An 18,107-nucleotide genomic window follows, 5' to 3' on the forward strand; every position below is an offset into this window, starting at 1 on the left:
CGCTACCGGCTGCGACGGGCTGGCCTCCGGCGCGACGCGCGGGCGCTAGCCTTGCGCACATGGAGTGGTGGGAAGCGGTCATCCTCGGGCTGGTGCAGGGACTCACGGAGTTCCTCCCCATCTCCTCGAGCGCGCACATCCGCGTGATCGGGCCGCTGCTGCCGTCCGGCGGCGATCCGGGCGCGGCGTTCACGGCGATCATCCAGATCGGCACCGAGGCGGCCGTGCTGCTGTACTTCCGCAAGGACATCGCGCGCATCATCTCCGCGTGGGTGTCCGCCCTCGCCGGGCGCAACGGCGCCGATCGCGCGTCCCGACTCGGTCGCGGCAGCCCCGATGCGCGCATGGGCTGGTGGGTGATCCTGGGCTCGGTGCCCATCGTGGTGCTCGGAGTGCTGTTCCAGGACGCGATCGAGAACTACCTGCGCAACCTCTACCTGACCGCGGCAGTGCTCGCCATCTTCGCTCTGGTGCTCGGCTTCGCGGACCGCTTCGGTCGCAAGGAGCGCGAGCTCACGGAGCTGACGGCCAAGGACGCGATCCTGCTGGGACTGGCCCAGGCGGCAGCGCTGATCCCTGGCGTGTCCCGCTCCGGCGGCACCATCTCGATGGGGCTGTTCCTGGGGCTCACGCGGGAGGCCGCGGCGCGCTACTCGTTCCTGCTCGCGATCCCTGCCGTGCTGGGCTCCGGGCTGTTCCAATGGGTGACGAACTCCGGGGAGCTGACGGAGCCCGGCGGTCCCGGGATCGCGAACACGGTGATCGCAGCGGCGGTCGCGTTCGCCGTCGGTTTCGTCGTGATCGTGTGGTTCCTCCGGCTCATCACGCGCCACTCGTTCTGGCCGTTCGTCTGGTACCGCATCGGCCTGTCCGCCCTGATCCTCGCCCTGCTGGGCGCCGGCGTGATTCCTGCGCTCGCCTAGTCGGTGCGCTTGGGACCGCCGTCACCACGGCGGCGCAGGAACTGCTCGAACTCGGCCGCGATCGCGTCTCCGGAGGCCTCCGGCAGGCTCGTCTCGTCCATGAGGGACTCGAGCTGCTGGACATGAGCCGCGATCTCCTCGTCCTCGTCGGTCAGCTCGTCCGCACCGCGCTGCCACGCCTCGGACTCGTCGGGCAGCTCGCCCAGGTCGATCGGGAGGCCCAGCAGGCGCTCGAGCGAGCCCAGGAGAGTCGCGGTGGCCTTGGGGCTGGGAGGGTGCGCGATGTAGTGCGGCACCCCCACCCACACGCTGAGCACGGTGATCCCGCGCAGCTGCGCCTCGTGCCCCAGCACGCCCACGATGCCTGTGGGCCCCTCATAGTCCGATGCCTCGAGTGCGTAGCGCTCGCGCGCGTCCGCATCCTCGCTGGTGATGAAGGTGGGGAGCGGACGCGTGTGGGGCACGTCGAGCAGGAGCGCCCCGCACGTGACCAGCGTGGTCACACCCAGGTCCTCGGCGGCGTCGAGGACCTCCGCACAGAACGAGCGCCATCGCATCGACGGCTCGATGCCGCGCACGAGGCTCAGGCCGCGCTCGCTCGGCCACGGACCCGTCGTGGTCGACACGACCGTGCCGGGCCACGACACCACGCGGTCGCCCGACGGCAGCCGCGTGATGGTGGGACGGCTCACCTGGAAGTCGTGATAGTCCTCCGGGTCGATCGCGAGGTGCTGCTCCGAGCCCCACGTATGCGCGAGGTGATCGAGCGCTCCGGACGCCGCCGAGCCTGCATCGTTCCAGCCCTCGAAGGCGGCGATCATGACGGTCTCGTCGTCTCCGATGGCGCTCTCGCGATCCTCCGTGCTCATCAGTCCAGCCTAGACTCAACCAGTGTGAACCAACAGCACTCTCTGCCCGCCGCCGTGCTGTGGGACCTGGACGGCACGCTCATCGATTCGGAGCCGTTCTGGTTCGCGAGCGAGCGTGCGCTCGCCGCCCGGTTCGGGGCGACCTGGTCGGACGCCGATGCGCACGCTCAGATCGGCGCGGAGCTCACCGTCACCGCCCGCTCGTTGCGAGACGCGGGTGTGGACCTGCCGGTCCCTGACATCATCGAGCTGCTCGTCGCCGAGGTCGCCGAGAAGGTGCGCACCAGCGCGCCGTGGAATGCCGATGCGCGTGCCCTCCTCGAGCGGGTCGTCGCCGCCGGCATCCCGTGCGCGCTCGTGACGATGTCCTACTCACGCCTCGCCCAGGCATTTCTCGCGACCGCTCCGGACGCCTTCGCCGTGGTGGTCACGGGAGATCGCGTGGCGCACGGCAAGCCCCATCCGGAGCCGTACCTGACCGCCGCGGCAGAGCTGGGCGTGCCCATCGCGCAGTGCGTCGCCGTCGAGGACTCGCCCACGGGTGTGGCGTCGGCGCTCGCGGCGGGAGCGCGCACGGTGGGCGTCGAGCGCATCGTGCCGCTCGACCCGCGGCCAGGTCTCGCGCGTGTGCGCAGTCTCGAGGGACTGGGGCCGGAGGACCTGCTGACGGTGCACGACCATGGCCGACCCGCGCGCTCGTAGGCGCGAGCGAGAGCACGGCACGAGGCCCGCAGAGGGGAGGCTGCAGGCCTCGCGCCATGTCAGGAGGCCAGGCCTGCTCGGGCGATGACGTCCTTGAACCAGTGGAACGAGTCCTTGGGCGTGCGCACCTGGGTGTCGTAGTCCACGTGGATGAGGCCGAACCGGCTCGACTCGCCGTAGGCCCACTCGAAGTTGTCCATGAGCGACCACACGAAGTATCCGCGCAGGTCGATGCCCTCGTCGAGAGCCCGCTTCACGGCGCGCACGTGCTGGTCGAGGTACGCGATGCGGCGGTCGTCGTGCACCACGCCGTCCTCGCCTGGCTCCTCGAACCACGAGGAGCCGTTCTCCGTGATCCACAGCGGGGGCGCATCGTAGTCGTCGGTGATGCGGTGGAGCAGGGCCACCATGCCATCCGGATCGATCTCCCACCCGCGATCCGTGACCGGCAGCCCCTGGTCGGAGCGGCCGGTGTCGCCGGCGCCCACCGCCATGACGCCGGCACGGAAGCGGTCCGGGGCGTCCGGTCCCGGCCCCGTGATGATGCCCTGCTGGTAGTAGTTGATCCCCAGGTCGTCCAGCGGCTGGTGGATGATCTCCAGGTCCCCGTCGATCACGTGGCTGAAGTCCATCAGCGGGGCGAGGTCCTCGATCAGGTCTGCCGGATACGAGCCCGTGAGCATGGGATCGAGGAAGATGCGGTTGGTCACCGCGTCGACGCGGCGCGCGGCGTCGACGTCGGCGGGGGAGTCGGTGGCGGCCACCGCGGGCACGACGTTGAGCGTCACGCCGAACCGGTGCCCCTCGCGACGGCTGTCCTGCCATCGCTGCAGGGCGAGGCCATGGCCGAGGTTGAGGTGGTGCGCGGCGCGAATGGCGTTCGCCGGCTCCTGCCGTCCCGGGGCGTGCTCTCCATCGGCGTATCCGAGATGGGCCGCGCACAGCGGCTCGTTCAGCGTGGTCCAGATGTCGATGTGGTCGCCCAGTGCCCCGTACGCCAGCTCCGCGTAGTCGGCGAACCGGTACGCGGTGTCTCGCTCGGGCCAGCCGCCGGCGTCCTCGAGCTCCTGGGGAAGGTCCCAGTGGTAGGCGGTGACCCAGGGGGTGACGCCCTTGTCGCGCATCGCGTCGACGAGCCGCTTGTAGAAGTCGACGCCCTTGTCGTTGAGGCCGCCCGCTGCCCCCGGCTGGAGGCGCGGCCACGCGAGCGAGAAGCGGTAGTACGGCGCTCCCAGCTCGGCCATGAGCGCGACGTCCTCCTCCCATCGGTGATAGTGGTCGCAGGCCCGGTCGCCGGTGGTGCCGTCCTTGATGCGGCCGGGAGTGTGGGAGAACGTGTCCCAGATGGAGGGACCGCGGCCGTCGACGTCGACGGCCCCCTCGATCTGGTAGCTCGCGGTGGAGGTTCCCCAGCCGAAACCGGCGGGGAACGGGGTGCCGGAAGGTCGCTCGTCCATCAGTTCTGCAGCCTTGCATCGCGGCCCGACGCGTCAAGGATGGCGGCCCAGACGTCATCGGGGATAGTCCACGACGACCACTCGAGCAGCTGCGCGATGCGTTCGGGCCGCGAGACTCCGACGATGGTGGAGTGGATGCGCTCGTCGCGCGTGGAGAACTGCACGGCCGCGGCCCCGAGGGGAACTCCAGCGTCGGCGCAGATCTGCTCGATGCGCCGCACGGCTGTGGCGGTCTCGTCACGCATGGGCGCGTAGCAGTATGTCGATACTGCGTCGCTTCCGCGGGCGAGAACTCCGCCCCCGAAGGGAGCCCCGTTGACGATGCCGTATCCGGCCTCGTGCGCCTGTTGGATCAGCGCGTCGGCCGTGCGGTCGGCGAGGGTCCAGCGGTTGTGAGTGAGCACGATCTCGAAGGCCCCGGTGCGCAGGAAGCGAGACAGCAGGGAGGTGGGCCCTCCCGCCACTCCCAGGTGGTCCGCGATTCCCTCCTCCTTGATGCGCACCAACTCCTCCACGGCTCCGCCCGGCGCCATCGCCTCCTCGAAGGTGATGCGCTCGGGATCGTGGAGGTGGAGGATGTCGACGCGTTCCACGCCCAGCCGCTCCAAGGAGCCCTCGATCGACCTCCGCACGGCGGCACCGTCGAACTCGCCGGTGACGAAGTCAGGGTCCACCTTGGTTGCGAGCACCATGTCGCGTGCGAGGCCACCCGATTGCTGCAGCGCAGTCCCGATGCGATGCTCGGAAGCGCCGTCGCCGTAGCCGGCGGAGGTGTCGAGGAAGCGGATGGGGGAGGCGAGCGCGGCATGCACAGTCTCCACCGCGCGGTGCTCCGGCGTGTCGTACCCGAACGCGGCTTCCATCCCGCCCAGCGGGCCGCCTCCCATGCAGAGCTCCGTCACGGTGAGCCCGGTCGCCCCGAGCGTCCGAGTCCTCACGACGGCTCCGCGGAGAGCGGGGAGTCGACCGCGATCCCCAGCGCCCGCTCGACGTCAGCGTGGACCAGCGGCGGGGGAGTGCCGCCGAACTCCGGGCACAACGCCTGGAAGCTGCACCAGCCGCACAGCGTCGACTTCCGCGTTCGGAACTGTCCCGTGCGAGCCGCGGATGCGATCTCGTTCCACAGCTCGCGGATCTCGAACTCGATCTGGGCGAGGTCGTCGTCCGTGGGATGCAGCACCACGGTGCCGCCGTCGCGCAGGTACAGGAGCTGAAGGAGCGCCGGGCGGCGGCCCCGCAGGCGCTCCACCAGCAGCGCATAGAAGCGCATCTGGAACTTCGCCTGCTGGCCGTAGCGGGGATGCGGCGTCTTGCCTGTCTTGTAGTCGACCACTCTGATCGAGCCATCGGGCGCGACGTCCACGCGATCGATCACGCCGCGGAGGTTGGGGCCCTCGTCGAGCTGGTACTCGACGAACTCCTCGCGTCCCGCAGGCTCGAGCCGCTGGGGATTCTCCATGGTGAAGTACGTGGCGACGCGCTCGCGCGCGTCCGCGAAGAACTGGTCGCGCGCGCTCGCGTCCTCGAACAGCTCCTCCAGCTGCGGCTCCTTGGCGAGCATGGCGTCCCACTCGGAGGGAAGCATGGCCTGCGCCGCCTCGACCGTCCGGTCGCGCGCGGGCAGGTCGTAGACGTGCTCGAGCACCGCGTGCACCAGAGTTCCCAGGCGCGGCGCGATCGACGGCGGCTCCGGGATCCGGTCCACGACGCGCAGCCTGAACATCAGCGGACACTGGCGGAAGTCCCCGGCGCGTGATGGCGACAGGGCGGGGCGACGGCTCATGCCCACCACCCTAGGCGCCGCGAACGACACGGCCGCGAGGCGCATCGGCCCCACGCGACCGTCTACCGTGGTCCCATGAGCGACGCCCCTCGCCGCACCCGCGGCCTCCAGCTCGGACGCGCGTTCGGCGGCCGCGTGATCGTGCAGGGATCCACGCTGGTGATGCTCGTGGTCCTCGCGTTCATCTTCAGCACCAACGGCGGCCAGGAGCTCACCCGCCGCGGCTTCACCATCGGGCTGATCCTCGCGGCGCTGCTGTTCGTCTCCGTGTTCCTGCACGAGCTCGCTCACGCCGCGACGGCCAAGGCGTTGGGCCGCCAGGTCCACGAGGTGGTGATCACGCTGTGGGGCGGTCACACGAGCTTCGACGCGCAGGGCATCACGCCTCGTGTCGCGGGGATCACGGCTGCGGCTGGCCCGCTCGCGAACCTGGCCATCGCAGGCCTGGCCTGGGCGGCGCTCGCGACCGGCGCCTTCGACCTCACCCTCGCCGAGTTCGTCCGCCAGGACCTCACCGCCTACCAGCTCATCCGGTACCTGATGGTGGCCAACCTCATCCTCGCGGCGTTCAACGCGCTGCCGGGCATCCCGATGGATGGCGGCCGGGTGCTGGAGTCCATCGTGTGGGCCGTGACCAAGGACCGCTATCGGGGCGTGATCGTGGCGGCATGGGGCGGACGGGTGGTGGCGATCGGCGTGGCCGCGTACGCGATCGGGGCGCCCTTCGCGCAGGGCGGTCGCCCCGGAACGTTCGAGCTGATCTGGGCGGCGCTGATCTTCATGATCCTGTGGCCTGCGGCATCCTCCGCCCTCAAGAGCGCCCAGATGCTGCGGCGTCGCGAGTCCGTGACCGTGGGCACGCTCATGGTGCCGGCGGTCGCGATCCCGTACACCGCGACGGTGGCCCAGGCGGTCGCCGAGGCCTCCGCTCACGGTGCTCGCGAGATCGTCGTGCTGGGCGCGGACGGAGCGGCCGCCGGGCACTTCCCGGTCGCGATGGCGGATGCGGTGCCGGTCGAGGCGCACCACGACACCGGTCTGCAGTCGGTGGTGATGCCGCTGCCGCGCGGCACCGACGTGCCGCCCGGGCTCGCAGGCGACGACCTGGTCGATGCGCTGCGCACGTGGTGGGGTCGCACGGATGGCTGGGTGGTGGTCCAGGACGGTGAGGTCGTGGGCCTGGTGCGGCTCGGCGACGTCATGTCAGCGCTGCGCTGACGCCGGGTCGGGGCCCCCGCGCGTCGCCCTAGACTGGACGGCATGACCGTCCCCACCCCTCCTGCGGGCGCCGAGGCGCGCCGCGGGCCCCTGCGCGCAGGCGACCGGATCCAGCTCACCGACGCGAAGGGCCGGCACCACACGATCGTGCTGGAGGCGGGCAAGACGTTCCACACGCATCGCGGGCAGTTCACTCACGACGAGATCATCGGCCAGCCCGAGGGCACCGTCGTGACCAACACCGCCGGCTACGACTACCTGGTGCTGCGACCGCTGCTGAGCGACTTCGTGATGTCGATGCCGCGCGGCGCCGCGGTGATCTACCCCAAGGACTCGGGCCAGATCATCCAGATGGCGGACATCTATCCCGGTGCGCGTGTGGTGGAGGCGGGAGTGGGCTCGGGAGCGCTCACCATGTCGCTGCTGCGGGCGGTCGGCGACGCGGGCGAGCTGATCTCCATCGAGCGGCGCGAGGACTTCGCTGGCATCGCCCGCTCCAACGTCGAGAGCCACTTCCACGGCCCGCATCCCGCGTGGCGACTCGAGATCGGCGACTTCGCCGACCGCGTCGCGGAGGTGGCCGAGCCGGGAACGGTGGACCGCATCGTCCTGGACATGCTCGCGCCGTGGGAGAACCTCGACGCAGCGGCCGCTGCGCTCGCCCCCGGCGGCGTGTTCCTCGCGTACGTCGCGACCACCACGCAGCTGTCGCGGCTCGCCGAGGATCTGCGCGAGCACGGCGGGTTCACCGAGCCGCAGGCATGGGAGTCGATGGTGCGCACCTGGCACCTCGAGGGCCTGTCCGTCCGGCCGGACCACCGGATGATCGGCCACACCGGCTTCCTGCTCACGACGCGGCGCATGGCGCCCGGCGTCGACGCGCCGGTGCGCAAGCGCCGACCCGCCAAGGGCGCCTACCCCACGGACGGCGAGTGGACGCCCGAGGACCTGGGCGAGCGCGCAGTCAGCGACAAGAAGGTGCGCCGCGTGCGCCGAGACGCCGAGCGGACCCTCGCCGTCGAGCTCGGCGATGCCACGGATGGCGCGAACCACGGAACGGAGGACTGATGGTCGCGGAAGGCCAGGACCGGATCGCGGCGCTGCAGGCGCGCAACGCGGAGCTGCAGCGCCTGCTCGAGGCGGCGCGCGAGTCGCTGGGCGAGATGCGCAGCAAGCTCGCCGAGGCATCGGCACCGCCCCAGACCTTCGCCACCTTCGTGCAGCGAGCGGGCCAGCACGCAGACGTGGTCAGCAACGGTCGCCGCATGCGCGTGACGGTGCTCCCCACGGTGGACGCTGACCTGAAGCCCGGCGACGAGGTGCTCCTCAACGCGATGAGCGTGCTCGTGGGCGTGGCGCAGTCGGACCGCGCGGGCCAGGGCGCCATCGTGCGCGAGGTCATCGACGACGATCGCATGCTGGTGGTGTCGCGCGGCGAGGACGAGCGCGTGGTGATGCTCGTGGGCGGCGATGCCCGCCATCGGGTCTCCGAGGGCGACACGGTCATCATCGACACGCGCACGGGATTCGCGACCGAGCGCATCGAGCGCACAGGAGTCGAGGCGCTGCTGCTCGAGGAGGTGCCGGACGTCGACTACGACTCGATCGGCGGTCTCGCTCCCCAGATCGAGCGCATCAGGGACGCGATCGAGCTGCCGCTGCGTCACCCGGACCTGTACCGCGAGCACGCGCTCACGCCACCGCGCGGTCTCCTGCTGTACGGGCCCCCCGGCTGCGGCAAGACGCTGATCGCGAAGGCCGTCGCCCACAGCCTGGCCGACGCGGTGGGCGCCGATCGCTCGTACTTCCTGTCCGTGAAGGGTCCGGAGCTGCTCAACAAGTACGTGGGCGAGACCGAGCGCTACATCCGCACCATCTTCGAGCGCGCACGCGCCAAGGCCAGCGCCGGCTCTCCCGTGGTGGTGTTCTTCGACGAGATGGAGGCGCTGTTCCGCTCGCGCGGCTCCGGCGTCAGCTCGGACATGGAGACGACGATCGTCCCGCAGCTGCTCACGGAGCTCGACGGAGTGGAGCAGCTGGGCAACGTCATCGTGATCGGCGCCTCCAATCGCGAGGACATGCTGGACCCGGCGATCCTCCGTCCCGGACGCCTCGACGTCAAGATCGAGATCTCGCGCCCCGACGCCGCGTCCGCGCGCGACATCTTCTCCAAGTACCTCACCGCGGAGCTGCCGCTCGCCGCATCGGCCGTCGAGGCGGCCGGGGGAGACCGGGACGTAGCCGCGAAGAACCTCGCGGAGCGCGGCGTCGACCGTCTCTACGCGGACCCGTCCAACGCGAAGTACATGTCAGGGGCGCTGGTGCGCAACGCCGTGGACCGCGCCAAGACGCGCGCGATCAAGGCCGTGATCGCCGGCGGCGAGCGCGGCATCAGCGCTCAGCACGTCGACGCGGCCTGTGACCAGGAGCTCGCGGAGGCCAAGGCCGTCGCGGCGAGCTCGCTGCGCGAGGGCTGAGCGTGCGCGTCGCGGGGATCGAGACCGAGTACGGGATCGTCGATCCCGCGCAGCCGCAGGCCAACCCCATCCTGCTGTCCTCGCGGCTCGTGAGCGCCTGCCGGCTGTGGGCCAACGGTCGCACGGCGCCGTGGGACTACGGCGGCGAGGACCCGCTCCAGGACCAGCGCGGGATGCGGCGCGACCGTGCGAAGGCAGGCGCGGACATGCTCACCGACGTGCACGAGTGGGACCCGGCGCACGGGCGCATCTCGCTGCGCCGGCGGCGCGGATCGTGGGAGGACCCCGCCCATCTGAACGCGGTGCTCTCGAACGGCGCGCGCTTCTACGTCGACCACGCGCACCCGGAGTACTCGGGGCCCGAGGTCGCGACGGCCCACGAGGCCGTGGTGTGGGACCGCGCGGGAGACGCCATCGCGCTCGCAGCCGCCGAGCGCTACGCCGTCGAGGAGGACCTCCGCGTCGAGCTGTACAAGAACAACGTGGATGGCAAGGGCGCGAGCTACGGCACGCACGAGAACTTCCTGGTGCGCCGCGACGTCGACTTCGACGAGCTCGCGCGACTCATCACCAGCCACCTCGTGACGCGACAGGTGGTGGTGGGAGCCGGGCGCGTAGGCCTCGGCCAACGCGGCGAGCGCCCCGGTTTCCAGATCTCCCAGCGCGCCGACTACATGGAGACCGAGATCGGGCTCGAGACCACGCTGCGCCGGCCCATCGTCAACACCAGGGACGAGCCGCACGCCGATCGCAAGCGCTGGCGCCGGCTGCACGTGATCATCGGCGACGCCAACTGCCTCGACGTTCCCACGTTCCTCAAGGTCGGCACCACCTCGCTCGTGCTGTCCGCGATCGAGGCCGAGGACGAGCGTCTCGACGCGCTGGTGCTCGCGGAGCCGGTCGCGGCGGTGTCGCGCATCTCGCATGACCTGTCGCTGCGCGCCGAGCTGCCGCTGGCCTCCGGGGAGGTCGCCACGGCCCTCGAGATCCAGCGCGCGCTGCTGACGATCGCGCGGGACTACGCGGCCGATGCCGACGACGTCCAGGTGATCGCGCGCTGGGAGCAGGTGCTGGACGCCTTGGGACGGGACATCTTCTCCGCCTCCAAGGACGTCGAGTGGGTCGCGAAGCTGCAGCTGCTGGGACGACTGCGCGACAAGCACAGCGCGCCCGGCCCCGACGGCGCGGTCGCGCCGCTGCCGTGGACGGACCCGCGACTGGCGGCGCTCGACCTCCAGTGGAGCCGCCTGGGCGACGGCTGGGCCGCGCGTCTGAGCGCGGCTGGCGCGGTGACGCGGCTCACGGACGATGCGGAGGTCGCGGCCGCGGTGCATGCGGCTCCGCAGAGCACCAGAGCCGCCGTGAGGGGCGCGTTCGTCGGCGCCCACCCAGAGCTGGTCGATGCCGCCGGGTGGTCCACCGTGGTGCTCGACCGCGAGACGGCGCATGGCCGCCTCGAGGTGCTGCATCTGGATGACCCCCTGCAGACCTCGCACCCGCTGCTGGAGCAGCTCGACGGCTGAGCCTCACGGCGCATCGGCCGTGGCGCCTGGCCGGGTCTAGACTCGACGCATGCCCCAGACGCACGCCTCCGGACAGCCCTACGAGGACGACGCCCCCGAGCCCGCACCTCCCGCCGCCAAGGCGGAGAGCTCGGACGCCCTCGACAGCCTGCTCGACGAGATCGACGACTCGCTGCAGACCAACGCGGAGCAGTTCGTGCGCTCGTTCGTCCAGAAGGGCGGGCAGTAGCCTCGTCCGCTGCACCAGGAGCGGTCTCCGCTGACGTCCCGCCCCCGCTCGAGGTCGACCCCGCTCGCCGCATCTTCGGACTCGAGACCGAGTTCGGGCTGCACCTCGACGCCCCGAACGCGCGCGCTGTCACGCCGGAGGAGGTCGCCGGTCACCTGTTCCATTCGGTGGTGAAGTGGGGGCGCTCGTCGAACGTCTTCCTGCCCAACGCGTCGCGCCTGTACATCGACGTGGGCGCGCACCCGGAGTACGCGACCGCCGAGTGCGACACGCTCACGGACCTCATCGCCTCGGACAAGGCCGGCGAGCGCATCGTGCACGGACTGGTCGAGGAGGGCGAGAGGCGCCTCGCGGACGCCGGGATCGACGGCACGATCCACCTGTACAAGAACAACGTCGACTCGGCGGGCAACAGCTACGGGTGCCACGAGAACTACCTGGTGCGGCGGCGTGCGGACTTCCGGGCCTTCGCATCGGCGCTCCTGCCGTTCCTCATCACCCGGCAGATCGTGACCGGCGCGGGCACCATCACCCGCAGTCCCGCGGGAGCGCACTACAGCTTCTCGCCGCGGGCGGACCACATGTGGGAAGGGCTGTCCTCCGCGACCACCCGCTCGCGACCCATGATCAACACCCGTGACGAGCCGCACGCGAACGCCGAGCTCTACCGCCGCATGCACGTGATCGTGGGCGACTCCTCGATGTCGGAGACCACCACCCTGCTCAAGGTGGGCGCGACGGACCTGATCCTGCGGATCATGGAGGCGCGCCAACCGCTGCCCGACCTCGCGCTGGCCAAGGAGATGCAGGCCATCCGCGACGTCGCCCACGACCTCACGGGGGAGGCCACCGTCGAGCTCGCGGACGGTCGTCGGCTCACCGCGGTGCAGATCCAGAGCACGTACCTCGACCTGGTCCGCGCGCACGTCGGCGGCGTCATCGAGCCCACGCCGGAGGTCGAGCGCATCCTCGACCTGTGGGAGCGCGGCATCGAGGCCGTCCGCACGCAGGACCTCTCGCAGGTGGACACGGAGCTGGACTGGGCCATCAAGCTGCGGCTCATCGAGCGCTACCAGGCCCGGCTGGGGTGCGCGCTCGACGACCCGCGCCTGGCGCGCCTCGAGCTCGCGTACCACGACATCTCGCCCACGCGGGGCCTGTTCCACCGGCTGCAGCGCGACGGGCTCGCCGCGACGGTGGTCGAGGACGCCGCGATCCAGCACGCGACGACGGCGCCGCCCGCCACCACCCGTGCGGCGCTGCGAGGACGCTTCGTCTCCGCGGCCGTCGCTGCCGGCCAGGACTTCACCGTCGACTGGGTGCACCTCAAGCTTGCCGGCGGCTCGAAGCGAACAGTCCTGCTCAAGGACCCGTTCCGGAACACGGACGAGCGTGTGGACGTTCTGCTGACGGCGCTGGAGGACCCCTCCGCGCCGGTAGACTGACGGCACCCCCTCACCTGTTTCGAAAGGGCATCCGTGCGCCGCCTTGCCGTTCTCGCCGTCGCCAGCGTGACCGCGCTGGCGCTCTCGGCGTGCTCGAACGACAGCGAGGCTCCGGACGCGAGCGCGTCGCCCTCGGGCGGCGTCGAGGCCATCACGGTCGCGCAGTCCGAGACCCTCGCGCCTGACATCGAGTTCACCGCAGGCCTCGACTACGACGTCGAGGAGACCCAGGTGCTGTGGGAGGGCGAGGGCGAGCCCCTGGTCGCGGACCAGGCCCTGCTGCTCGACGTCTACGGCGAGTCCTTGGTCGACGGCACCGTGATCATCAACACCTTCGACGGCACGCCCACGCCCAACCTGCTGAGCCGCGAGATGATCGGCGATGCGATGTACGACGCGCTGTTGGGCGTGCGCGTGGGTGCGCGCGTGCTCGTCGTGACGCCTCCCGGCGACGGAGTCGCGGAGAGCGAGCCCATCGCGCTGGTGGTGGACGTGCTCCCGACCCGCCCGGTCGGAGACGAGGTGCCGCCCGCGGAGGGCATGCCCACGGTGAGCACGCTGAGCTCCGGCGAGCCCCAGGTGACCATCCATGACGGCGTCGAGCCCACGGGCGACCTGCAGGTCTCGACGCTGGTGCGCGGCTCCGGGCCGCAGATCTCGCCCGCGTCCCACGTGCTCGCGAACTACTCGATCGTGTACTACGCGGACAGCCCTGCGGACAAGGACGCTGGCCTCGAGGCCGGCGAGCAGTGGGCGGCCGGCGACGTGTTCGACTCCTCCTGGGCCGCCGAGCGCGAGCCGCTGCTGGTCGACATGGACGAGGTCTCCGCGGTCCCCGGTCTCCAGCAGGGCCTGCTGGACCAGACGCAGGGCTCCCAGGTGATGATGGTCGTGCCGCCGTCGCTGGGCTACCCGGCGCTGGGCACCATGGTGTTCGTCGTGGACATCCTCGACGTGTGGAACCCGGAGGGATGATGGGCGTCGCCGTGCGAGTGATCCCGTGCCTCGACGTCGACGCGGGTCGCGTGGTCAAGGGCGTCAACTTCGTGGACCTGCGCGACGCGGGCGACCCCGTCGAGCTGGCTCGCGCGTACGGCGCCGCCGGCGCGGACGAGGTCACGTTCCTCGATGTCACGGCGTCCGTGGACGGCCGCGACACCACCTACGACGTGGTGGGACGGACCGCGGACACGGTGTTCGTGCCGCTGACCGTGGGCGGCGGAGTGCGCACTCCTGACGACGTGGATCGGCTGCTGCGCGCGGGAGCGGACAAGGTGGGCGTCAACACCGCCGCGATCGAGCGCCCTGAGCTGATCGCTGAGATCGCCGAGCGGTTCGGCTCCCAGGTGCTCGTCCTGTCCGTCGACGCCCGCCGCTGCGGACCCGACACGGTCACCGCCTCGGGCTACGAGGTGACGACCCACGGCGGCAAGAAGGGCACCGGCATCGACGCGGTCGAGTGGGCACGCCGCGGCGCCGAGCTGGGCGCCGGCGAGATCCTGCTGAACTCGATGGACGCCGACGGCACCACCGCTGGCTTCGACCTCGAGATGATCCGCGAGGTGCGCGCCGTCGTCGACGTCCCCCTCATCGCGTCGGGCGGAGCGGGCACGGCGGAGCACTTCGTCGAGGCCGCGCGAGCCGGAGCCGACGCGGTGCTGGCGGCCAGCGTCTTCCACTTCGGCACGCTCTCGATCGCGCAGGTCAAGCAGGCCATGCGCGACGCGGGAATCGAGGTCAGGTGACCAGGCCTGGGCGCCCGGACGACTACCGCCTGAGCGGATCCTTCAACCGCAAGGCCTTCCAGCTGCTGCGCCACGCGGTGCGCACCGAGCCGTGGCGGTTCGGCTTCGCGATCCTCGCGGCAGCGGTGTTCTCGATCCTGACGGTGCTGTTCGGCACCCTCCTGGGGAAGATCACGGACGACGTCGTCATCCCCGGCGTCGCGGGCGAGGAGATCCAGGGCATCTGGGGCGACATCACCCAGGACCCGCAGGGGGCGATCCTGCTCGCCGGCGCGGCGTTCCTGGGCATCGGCGTGGTCAACGCGGTGCTGGTGGGGCTGCGACGCGGCGTGCAGGGGATCGCCGTCGCAGGCGTGGGCGCCCGCCACCGTCGCGTGGTCGCCGATGCGCTGGCCAGCCTTCCGCTCGGATGGCACCGGGCGAACCCCTCGGGCCGACTGCTGTCCGCGATGTCCTCGGACTCCGAGAGCGCGACCAACACTCTGCACCCGTTCGCGTTCACCGTGGGTTCCTTCGTGATGATGTTCGCGGCGGGATACTCGATGTGGGTGATGGACCCGTGGCTCGCCGTCACCGGGCTCGCGGTGGTGCCGGTGATCTTCGCGATCAACCTCGCGTACGAGCGCGTCATCACTCCTCGATGGGATCGGGGTCAGTCGCTGCGCGCGGACGTGTCGACCATCGCCCACGAGAGCTTCGAGGGCGGCACGGTCGTGAAGGCGCTGGGTGCCGAGCGTCGCGAGAGCGAGCGCTTCTCCGCGGCCGTGACCGGCCTGCGCGACGCGGACATCACCGTGGGGCGCACGAGCGCGTGGTTCGAGCCGCTCATGGACCTCATCGTGCCGCTGGGGTCCGTGGCTCTGATGGTCGTGGGCGCGGTTCGCGCCGATGCCGGAGCCGTGACGGTGGGCAACGTGGTCTCCGCCATCTACCTCGTCACGCTGTTGGCGGTCCCCATCCGCGGGCTGGGCTGGGTGCTGGGGCAGATGCCCCAGGCGCTGGTGGCGTTCCGTCGCGTGGGGGAGATCTCCCAGGCCGCGACCGAGGTGGACGAGCCGGGTCACCGCCAGGTCTCGAGGGCCGGTGCCGGCGCGGTGAGCTTCTCCGGGGCGGACATCGGCGCCGACGACGGCGACGGCAACCTCGCGGTCATCCTGCGCGACGTGTCGCTCGCTCTCGAGCCGGGCACGGTGACCGCGCTCGTGGGCGCCACCGGCGCGGGCAAGACCACCGTCGCGCTCGCCGCGGCGCGACTGGCGCGCCCCACGGAGGGCGCGATCACGCTGGATGACGTGGACCTGGAGACCATCGCCTCGCTGGGCGATCACGTGGCGCTGGTGCCGCAGACGGCCTTCGTGTTCGCCGGCTCGGTGCGCGACAACGTCACGCTGGGCGAGGACTACGACGACGATCAGGTCTGGGATGCGTTGCACCGCGCCAACGTGATCGACGTGGTCGAGAAGCTGTCGGGGGAGCGCGGCGCCGGGCTGGACGCGACGCTCGCCGAGCGCGGCATGAACCTGTCGGGTGGCCAGCGTCAACGCCTCGCCCTCGCCCGCGCCCTCGTGCGACGGCCCCGCGTGCTGGTGCTCGACGACGCGACCAGCGCCGTCGATCCTCGGGTGGAGCAGGAGATCCTGCGCGGACTGAGCGCAGACGGCGCCGGTCCCACCGTCCTGATCATCGCGTACCGCCTGGCATCGATCCTGCTCGCCGATCACGTGGTGCACGTGGACTCCGGATCGGTGGTCGACGCGGGCACGCACCGCGAGCTCATCGAGCGCGATCCCGGCTACCGCGAGCTCGTCCTCGCGTACGAGGAGGACTCGCGCCGTCAGGCGGACGAGGAAGCGGGGTACGTGGGATGAGCGCCGCAGACGACGACACGATGACCGTGCGCCACATGTTCCGGCGCGGCCTCGAGGTGAGCCCGGAGTTCCGCGTGGGACTCGCCGTCACCCTGGTGCTCGCGACCTTCGCCGCGATGGGCCGGGCGGCGGTGCCGTTCCTGACGCAGCGCGTGACGGACGAGGGTCTGCTCGCGCCGGGCGGCGTGGACGTGCCGCTGGTGGTCGCCTACGCGAGCGCGGGCTCCGTGGTGCTCGTGATCGCCGCGATCCTTGCCTGGCGCGTGCGCGTACGCATGGTCAGCGCGTCGGAGAAGGGCCTGGCGACCCTGCGCGTGCGCGCGTTCGACAAGGTCCACGAGCTGTCCGTCCTCACGCAGAACGAGGAGCAGCGAGGGCGCTACGTCTCGCGTGTCACCGGCGACGTGGAGACCATGCGCGACCTCATGCAGTGGACCGGGGCGGCGATGATCATCTCCGCGCTCGAGTCCGCGGTGATCTTCGGCGTGATGCTGCTGTACTCGTGGCAGCTGTCGATCCTGGTCCTGCTCGCCTTCCTGCCGATGGTGGGATCGCTGCTGTGGATCCAGCCGCGGGTGCGCCGCGCATTCCAGGGAGTGCGCTCCAAGATGGCGGACCTGCTGGGCCGCACCTCCGAGCAGATCGTCGGAGTGGCGACCATTCGCTCCTACGGCGTTCAGCAGCGCATGCGCGACCAGCTGCACGACGAGATCGACGACATCCTGGTGGCCGAGCGCAGGGCGTCGATCCTGTCCTCGCTGAACTTCTCGTCCACGGTGATCGGCCAGTCCCTCGCGACCGGCCTGGCGCTCATCGGCGGCACCACGCTGGCCCTGCGCGGCCAGCTCAGCGTCGGCACCGTGGTCGCGTTCGCCTTCCTCGTCTACATGTTTGCCGGGCCGCTGATGTGGATCATCGAGATGCTCGCGGAGATGCAGCGCGCGGTGGTGGGCTGGAAGCGGGTGCTCGAGCTCGTGGACCAGGAGGTCACCGTCGCTGACCCCGGCGCCGAGGGCACCCCGATCCCTCACGGACATGGCGAGCTGAGCGTCGAGGGCGTGCGCCTGACCTATCCCGGCGGTCCCGAGGTGCTGAAGGGCATCGATCTGGAGGTCCCGGCGGGCAAGCGCATCGCCCTGGTGGGACAGACCGGCTCGGGCAAGACGTCCCTGGCCCGACTGCTGTCCCGGTTCTTCGACCCCTCGGAGGGAACGGTCCGCGTGGGCGGCGTCGACCTGCGACGCGTGCCCGTGACGTCGCTGCGCCGCTCCGTGGCCGTGGTCCCCCAGGAGGGCTTCCTCTTCGACGGCACCATCCGCAGCAACCTCGCCTACGCGCTGCCGGAGTCCTCCGCCGACGACCTCGAGCACCGCGCGCTGGCGGCGTTCGAGTCCTTGGGACTCGACGCCTGGCTCGAAGCGCTGCCCTCAGGCATCGACACTCCGGTGGGGCCGCGCGGCGAGCTGCTGAGCGCTGGAGAGCGCCAGCTCGTGTCGATCGCGCGCGCCTACCTGCGCGATCCGGACCTGCTGATCCTCGACGAGGCCACCAGTGCGGTGGATCCCGCGACCGAGGTACGCATCTCGCGCGCCCTCGAGGGCCTCATGCAGGGCCGCACCGCAGTGGTGATCGCGCACCGCCTGTCGACGGCAGAGCGCGCGGACCTGGTCGCGGTGATGGAGCAGGGCGAGCTCGTCGAGGTCGGTCCTCACCGCGAGCTCGTGAACGCGGGTGGCATCTACGCAGGTCTGTACGCGGCCTGGGTGTCCCAGACTCGCGACTGAGCCGGTCCATCGGCGTCGCCCTCCGACGTGGATGCCTCGTCCTCCTGCTCGGCCGTGGACGATGACGATGGCGCCGAACGCTGG

Annotated in this window: 16 protein-coding genes; 12 read left to right on the plus strand and 4 right to left on the minus strand. The window is 71.1% G+C overall.

The features are described 5' to 3' along the window. Positions 1-59 precede the first annotated feature (59 nt). Positions 60-923 carry an undecaprenyl-diphosphate phosphatase gene (locus Dac01nite_RS06005; protein WP_203654358.1) on the plus strand — a complete coding sequence of 288 codons (864 nt, stop codon included), beginning with the start codon at positions 60-62 and terminating at the stop codon, positions 921-923. Here Dac01nite_RS06005 and Dac01nite_RS06010 read toward each other — a convergent pair. Further along, positions 920-1,792 (minus strand): PAC2 family protein, encoded by an 873-nt coding sequence (locus Dac01nite_RS06010; protein ID WP_203654360.1) that lies wholly within the window; start codon positions 1,790-1,792, stop codon positions 920-922. The two genes, Dac01nite_RS06005 and Dac01nite_RS06010, sit on opposite strands and share 4 nt — an antisense overlap. A 24-nt stretch (positions 1,793-1,816) precedes the next feature. Here Dac01nite_RS06010 and Dac01nite_RS06015 point away from each other — a divergent pair, with 24 nt between their 5' ends. Continuing rightward, entirely contained in the window at positions 1,817-2,494 is a 678-nt protein-coding gene (locus Dac01nite_RS06015) for an HAD family hydrolase (RefSeq protein WP_239066542.1), read from the plus strand. A 59-nt stretch (positions 2,495-2,553) separates the two neighbouring features. Here Dac01nite_RS06015 and Dac01nite_RS06020 read toward each other — a convergent pair whose 3' ends face one another. Genes Dac01nite_RS06020 through Dac01nite_RS06030 form a run of 3 tightly spaced genes read right to left on the minus strand, consistent with a single transcriptional unit; the run spans position 2,554 to position 5,734 of the window. Next, the gene (locus tag Dac01nite_RS06020) at positions 2,554-3,951 is read right to left on the minus strand and encodes a GH1 family beta-glucosidase (RefSeq protein WP_203654364.1); all 1,398 of its coding nucleotides are present in this window, start codon (positions 3,949-3,951) and stop codon (positions 2,554-2,556) included. Further along, positions 3,951-4,889 carry an aldo/keto reductase gene (locus Dac01nite_RS06025; protein ID WP_239066543.1) on the minus strand — a complete coding sequence of 313 codons (939 nt, stop codon included), beginning with the start codon at positions 4,887-4,889 and terminating at the stop codon, positions 3,951-3,953. Before Dac01nite_RS06025 ends, Dac01nite_RS06020 begins: the two co-directional genes overlap by 1 nt. Beyond that, entirely contained in the window at positions 4,886-5,734 is an 849-nt protein-coding gene (locus tag Dac01nite_RS06030; protein WP_203654366.1) for a RecB family exonuclease, read from the minus strand. The genes Dac01nite_RS06025 and Dac01nite_RS06030 overlap by 4 nt, the downstream gene beginning before the upstream one ends. Positions 5,735-5,809: 75 nt before the next feature. Here Dac01nite_RS06030 and Dac01nite_RS06035 point away from each other — a divergent pair, with 75 nt between their 5' ends. The 10 genes from Dac01nite_RS06035 (at position 5,810) to Dac01nite_RS06080 (ending at position 18,023) form a co-directional block, all read left to right on the plus strand. After that, positions 5,810-6,952, plus strand: coding sequence for a site-2 protease family protein (locus Dac01nite_RS06035; protein ID WP_203654368.1), 1,143 nt, complete (start codon positions 5,810-5,812; stop codon positions 6,950-6,952). 42 nt (positions 6,953-6,994) lie between these two features. Then, entirely contained in the window at positions 6,995-8,020 is a 1,026-nt protein-coding gene (locus Dac01nite_RS06040; RefSeq protein ID WP_203654370.1) for a tRNA (adenine-N1)-methyltransferase, read from the plus strand. Beyond that, entirely contained in the window at positions 8,020-9,429 is a 1,410-nt protein-coding gene (gene arc, locus Dac01nite_RS06045) for a proteasome ATPase (protein ID WP_203654378.1), read from the plus strand. The genes Dac01nite_RS06040 and arc overlap by 1 nt, the downstream gene beginning before the upstream one ends. 2 nt (positions 9,430-9,431) lie before the next feature. Continuing rightward, the gene (dop, locus tag Dac01nite_RS06050) at positions 9,432-10,952 is read left to right on the plus strand and encodes a depupylase/deamidase Dop (protein ID WP_239066544.1); all 1,521 of its coding nucleotides are present in this window, start codon (positions 9,432-9,434) and stop codon (positions 10,950-10,952) included. A gap of 49 nt (positions 10,953-11,001) precedes the next feature. Continuing rightward, positions 11,002-11,181 carry a ubiquitin-like protein Pup gene (locus Dac01nite_RS06055; protein WP_203655217.1) on the plus strand — a complete coding sequence of 60 codons (180 nt, stop codon included), beginning with the start codon at positions 11,002-11,004 and terminating at the stop codon, positions 11,179-11,181. Between the two features lie 71 nt (positions 11,182-11,252). Next, positions 11,253-12,626, plus strand: a complete 1,374-nt coding sequence (pafA, locus tag Dac01nite_RS06060; protein ID WP_203655226.1) for a Pup--protein ligase — start codon at positions 11,253-11,255, stop codon at positions 12,624-12,626. Positions 12,627-12,659: 33 nt separating this feature from the next. Beyond that, positions 12,660-13,601, plus strand: a complete 942-nt coding sequence (locus Dac01nite_RS06065; protein ID WP_203654380.1) for an FKBP-type peptidyl-prolyl cis-trans isomerase — start codon at positions 12,660-12,662, stop codon at positions 13,599-13,601. After that, positions 13,601-14,371 (plus strand): imidazole glycerol phosphate synthase subunit HisF, encoded by a 771-nt coding sequence (gene hisF, locus Dac01nite_RS06070; RefSeq protein ID WP_203655228.1) that lies wholly within the window; start codon positions 13,601-13,603, stop codon positions 14,369-14,371. The genes Dac01nite_RS06065 and hisF overlap by 1 nt, the downstream gene beginning before the upstream one ends. Beyond that, complete coding sequence (locus tag Dac01nite_RS06075) at positions 14,368-16,239, plus strand: ABC transporter ATP-binding protein (RefSeq protein ID WP_203654382.1); 1,872 nt, start codon at positions 14,368-14,370, stop codon at positions 16,237-16,239. Before hisF ends, Dac01nite_RS06075 begins: the two co-directional genes overlap by 4 nt. Continuing rightward, entirely contained in the window at positions 16,236-18,023 is a 1,788-nt protein-coding gene (locus tag Dac01nite_RS06080; protein ID WP_203654384.1) for an ABC transporter ATP-binding protein, read from the plus strand. The genes Dac01nite_RS06075 and Dac01nite_RS06080 overlap by 4 nt, the downstream gene beginning before the upstream one ends. Positions 18,024-18,107 lie beyond the last annotated feature (84 nt).

The organism is Demequina activiva (assembly GCF_016862815.1).
In the GTDB taxonomy this organism is placed as follows: Bacteria; Actinomycetota; Actinomycetes; order Actinomycetales; family Demequinaceae; genus Demequina; species Demequina activiva.

What these genes read in the sequence shown, in the direction of transcription:
- Dac01nite_RS06080 (WP_203654384.1), top strand. Translation starts at nt 16,236, where the DNA reads ATGAGCGCCGCAGACGACGACACGATGACCGTGCGCCACATGTTCCGG.
- hisF (WP_203655228.1), top strand. Translation starts at nt 13,601, where the DNA reads ATGGGCGTCGCCGTGCGAGTGATCCCGTGCCTCGACGTCGACGCGGGT.
- Dac01nite_RS06035 (WP_203654368.1), top strand. Translation starts at nt 5,810, where the DNA reads ATGAGCGACGCCCCTCGCCGCACCCGCGGCCTCCAGCTCGGACGCGCG.
- arc (WP_203654378.1), top strand. Translation starts at nt 8,020, where the DNA reads ATGGTCGCGGAAGGCCAGGACCGGATCGCGGCGCTGCAGGCGCGCAAC.
- Dac01nite_RS06005 (WP_203654358.1), top strand. Translation starts at nt 60, where the DNA reads ATGGAGTGGTGGGAAGCGGTCATCCTCGGGCTGGTGCAGGGACTCACG.
- Dac01nite_RS06055 (WP_203655217.1), top strand. Translation starts at nt 11,002, where the DNA reads ATGCCCCAGACGCACGCCTCCGGACAGCCCTACGAGGACGACGCCCCC.
- Dac01nite_RS06040 (WP_203654370.1), top strand. Translation starts at nt 6,995, where the DNA reads ATGACCGTCCCCACCCCTCCTGCGGGCGCCGAGGCGCGCCGCGGGCCC.
- Dac01nite_RS06010 (WP_203654360.1), bottom strand. Translation starts at nt 1,792, where the DNA reads ATGAGCACGGAGGATCGCGAGAGCGCCATCGGAGACGACGAGACCGTC.
- Dac01nite_RS06030 (WP_203654366.1), bottom strand. Translation starts at nt 5,734, where the DNA reads ATGAGCCGTCGCCCCGCCCTGTCGCCATCACGCGCCGGGGACTTCCGC.
- Dac01nite_RS06020 (WP_203654364.1), bottom strand. Translation starts at nt 3,951, where the DNA reads ATGGACGAGCGACCTTCCGGCACCCCGTTCCCCGCCGGTTTCGGCTGG.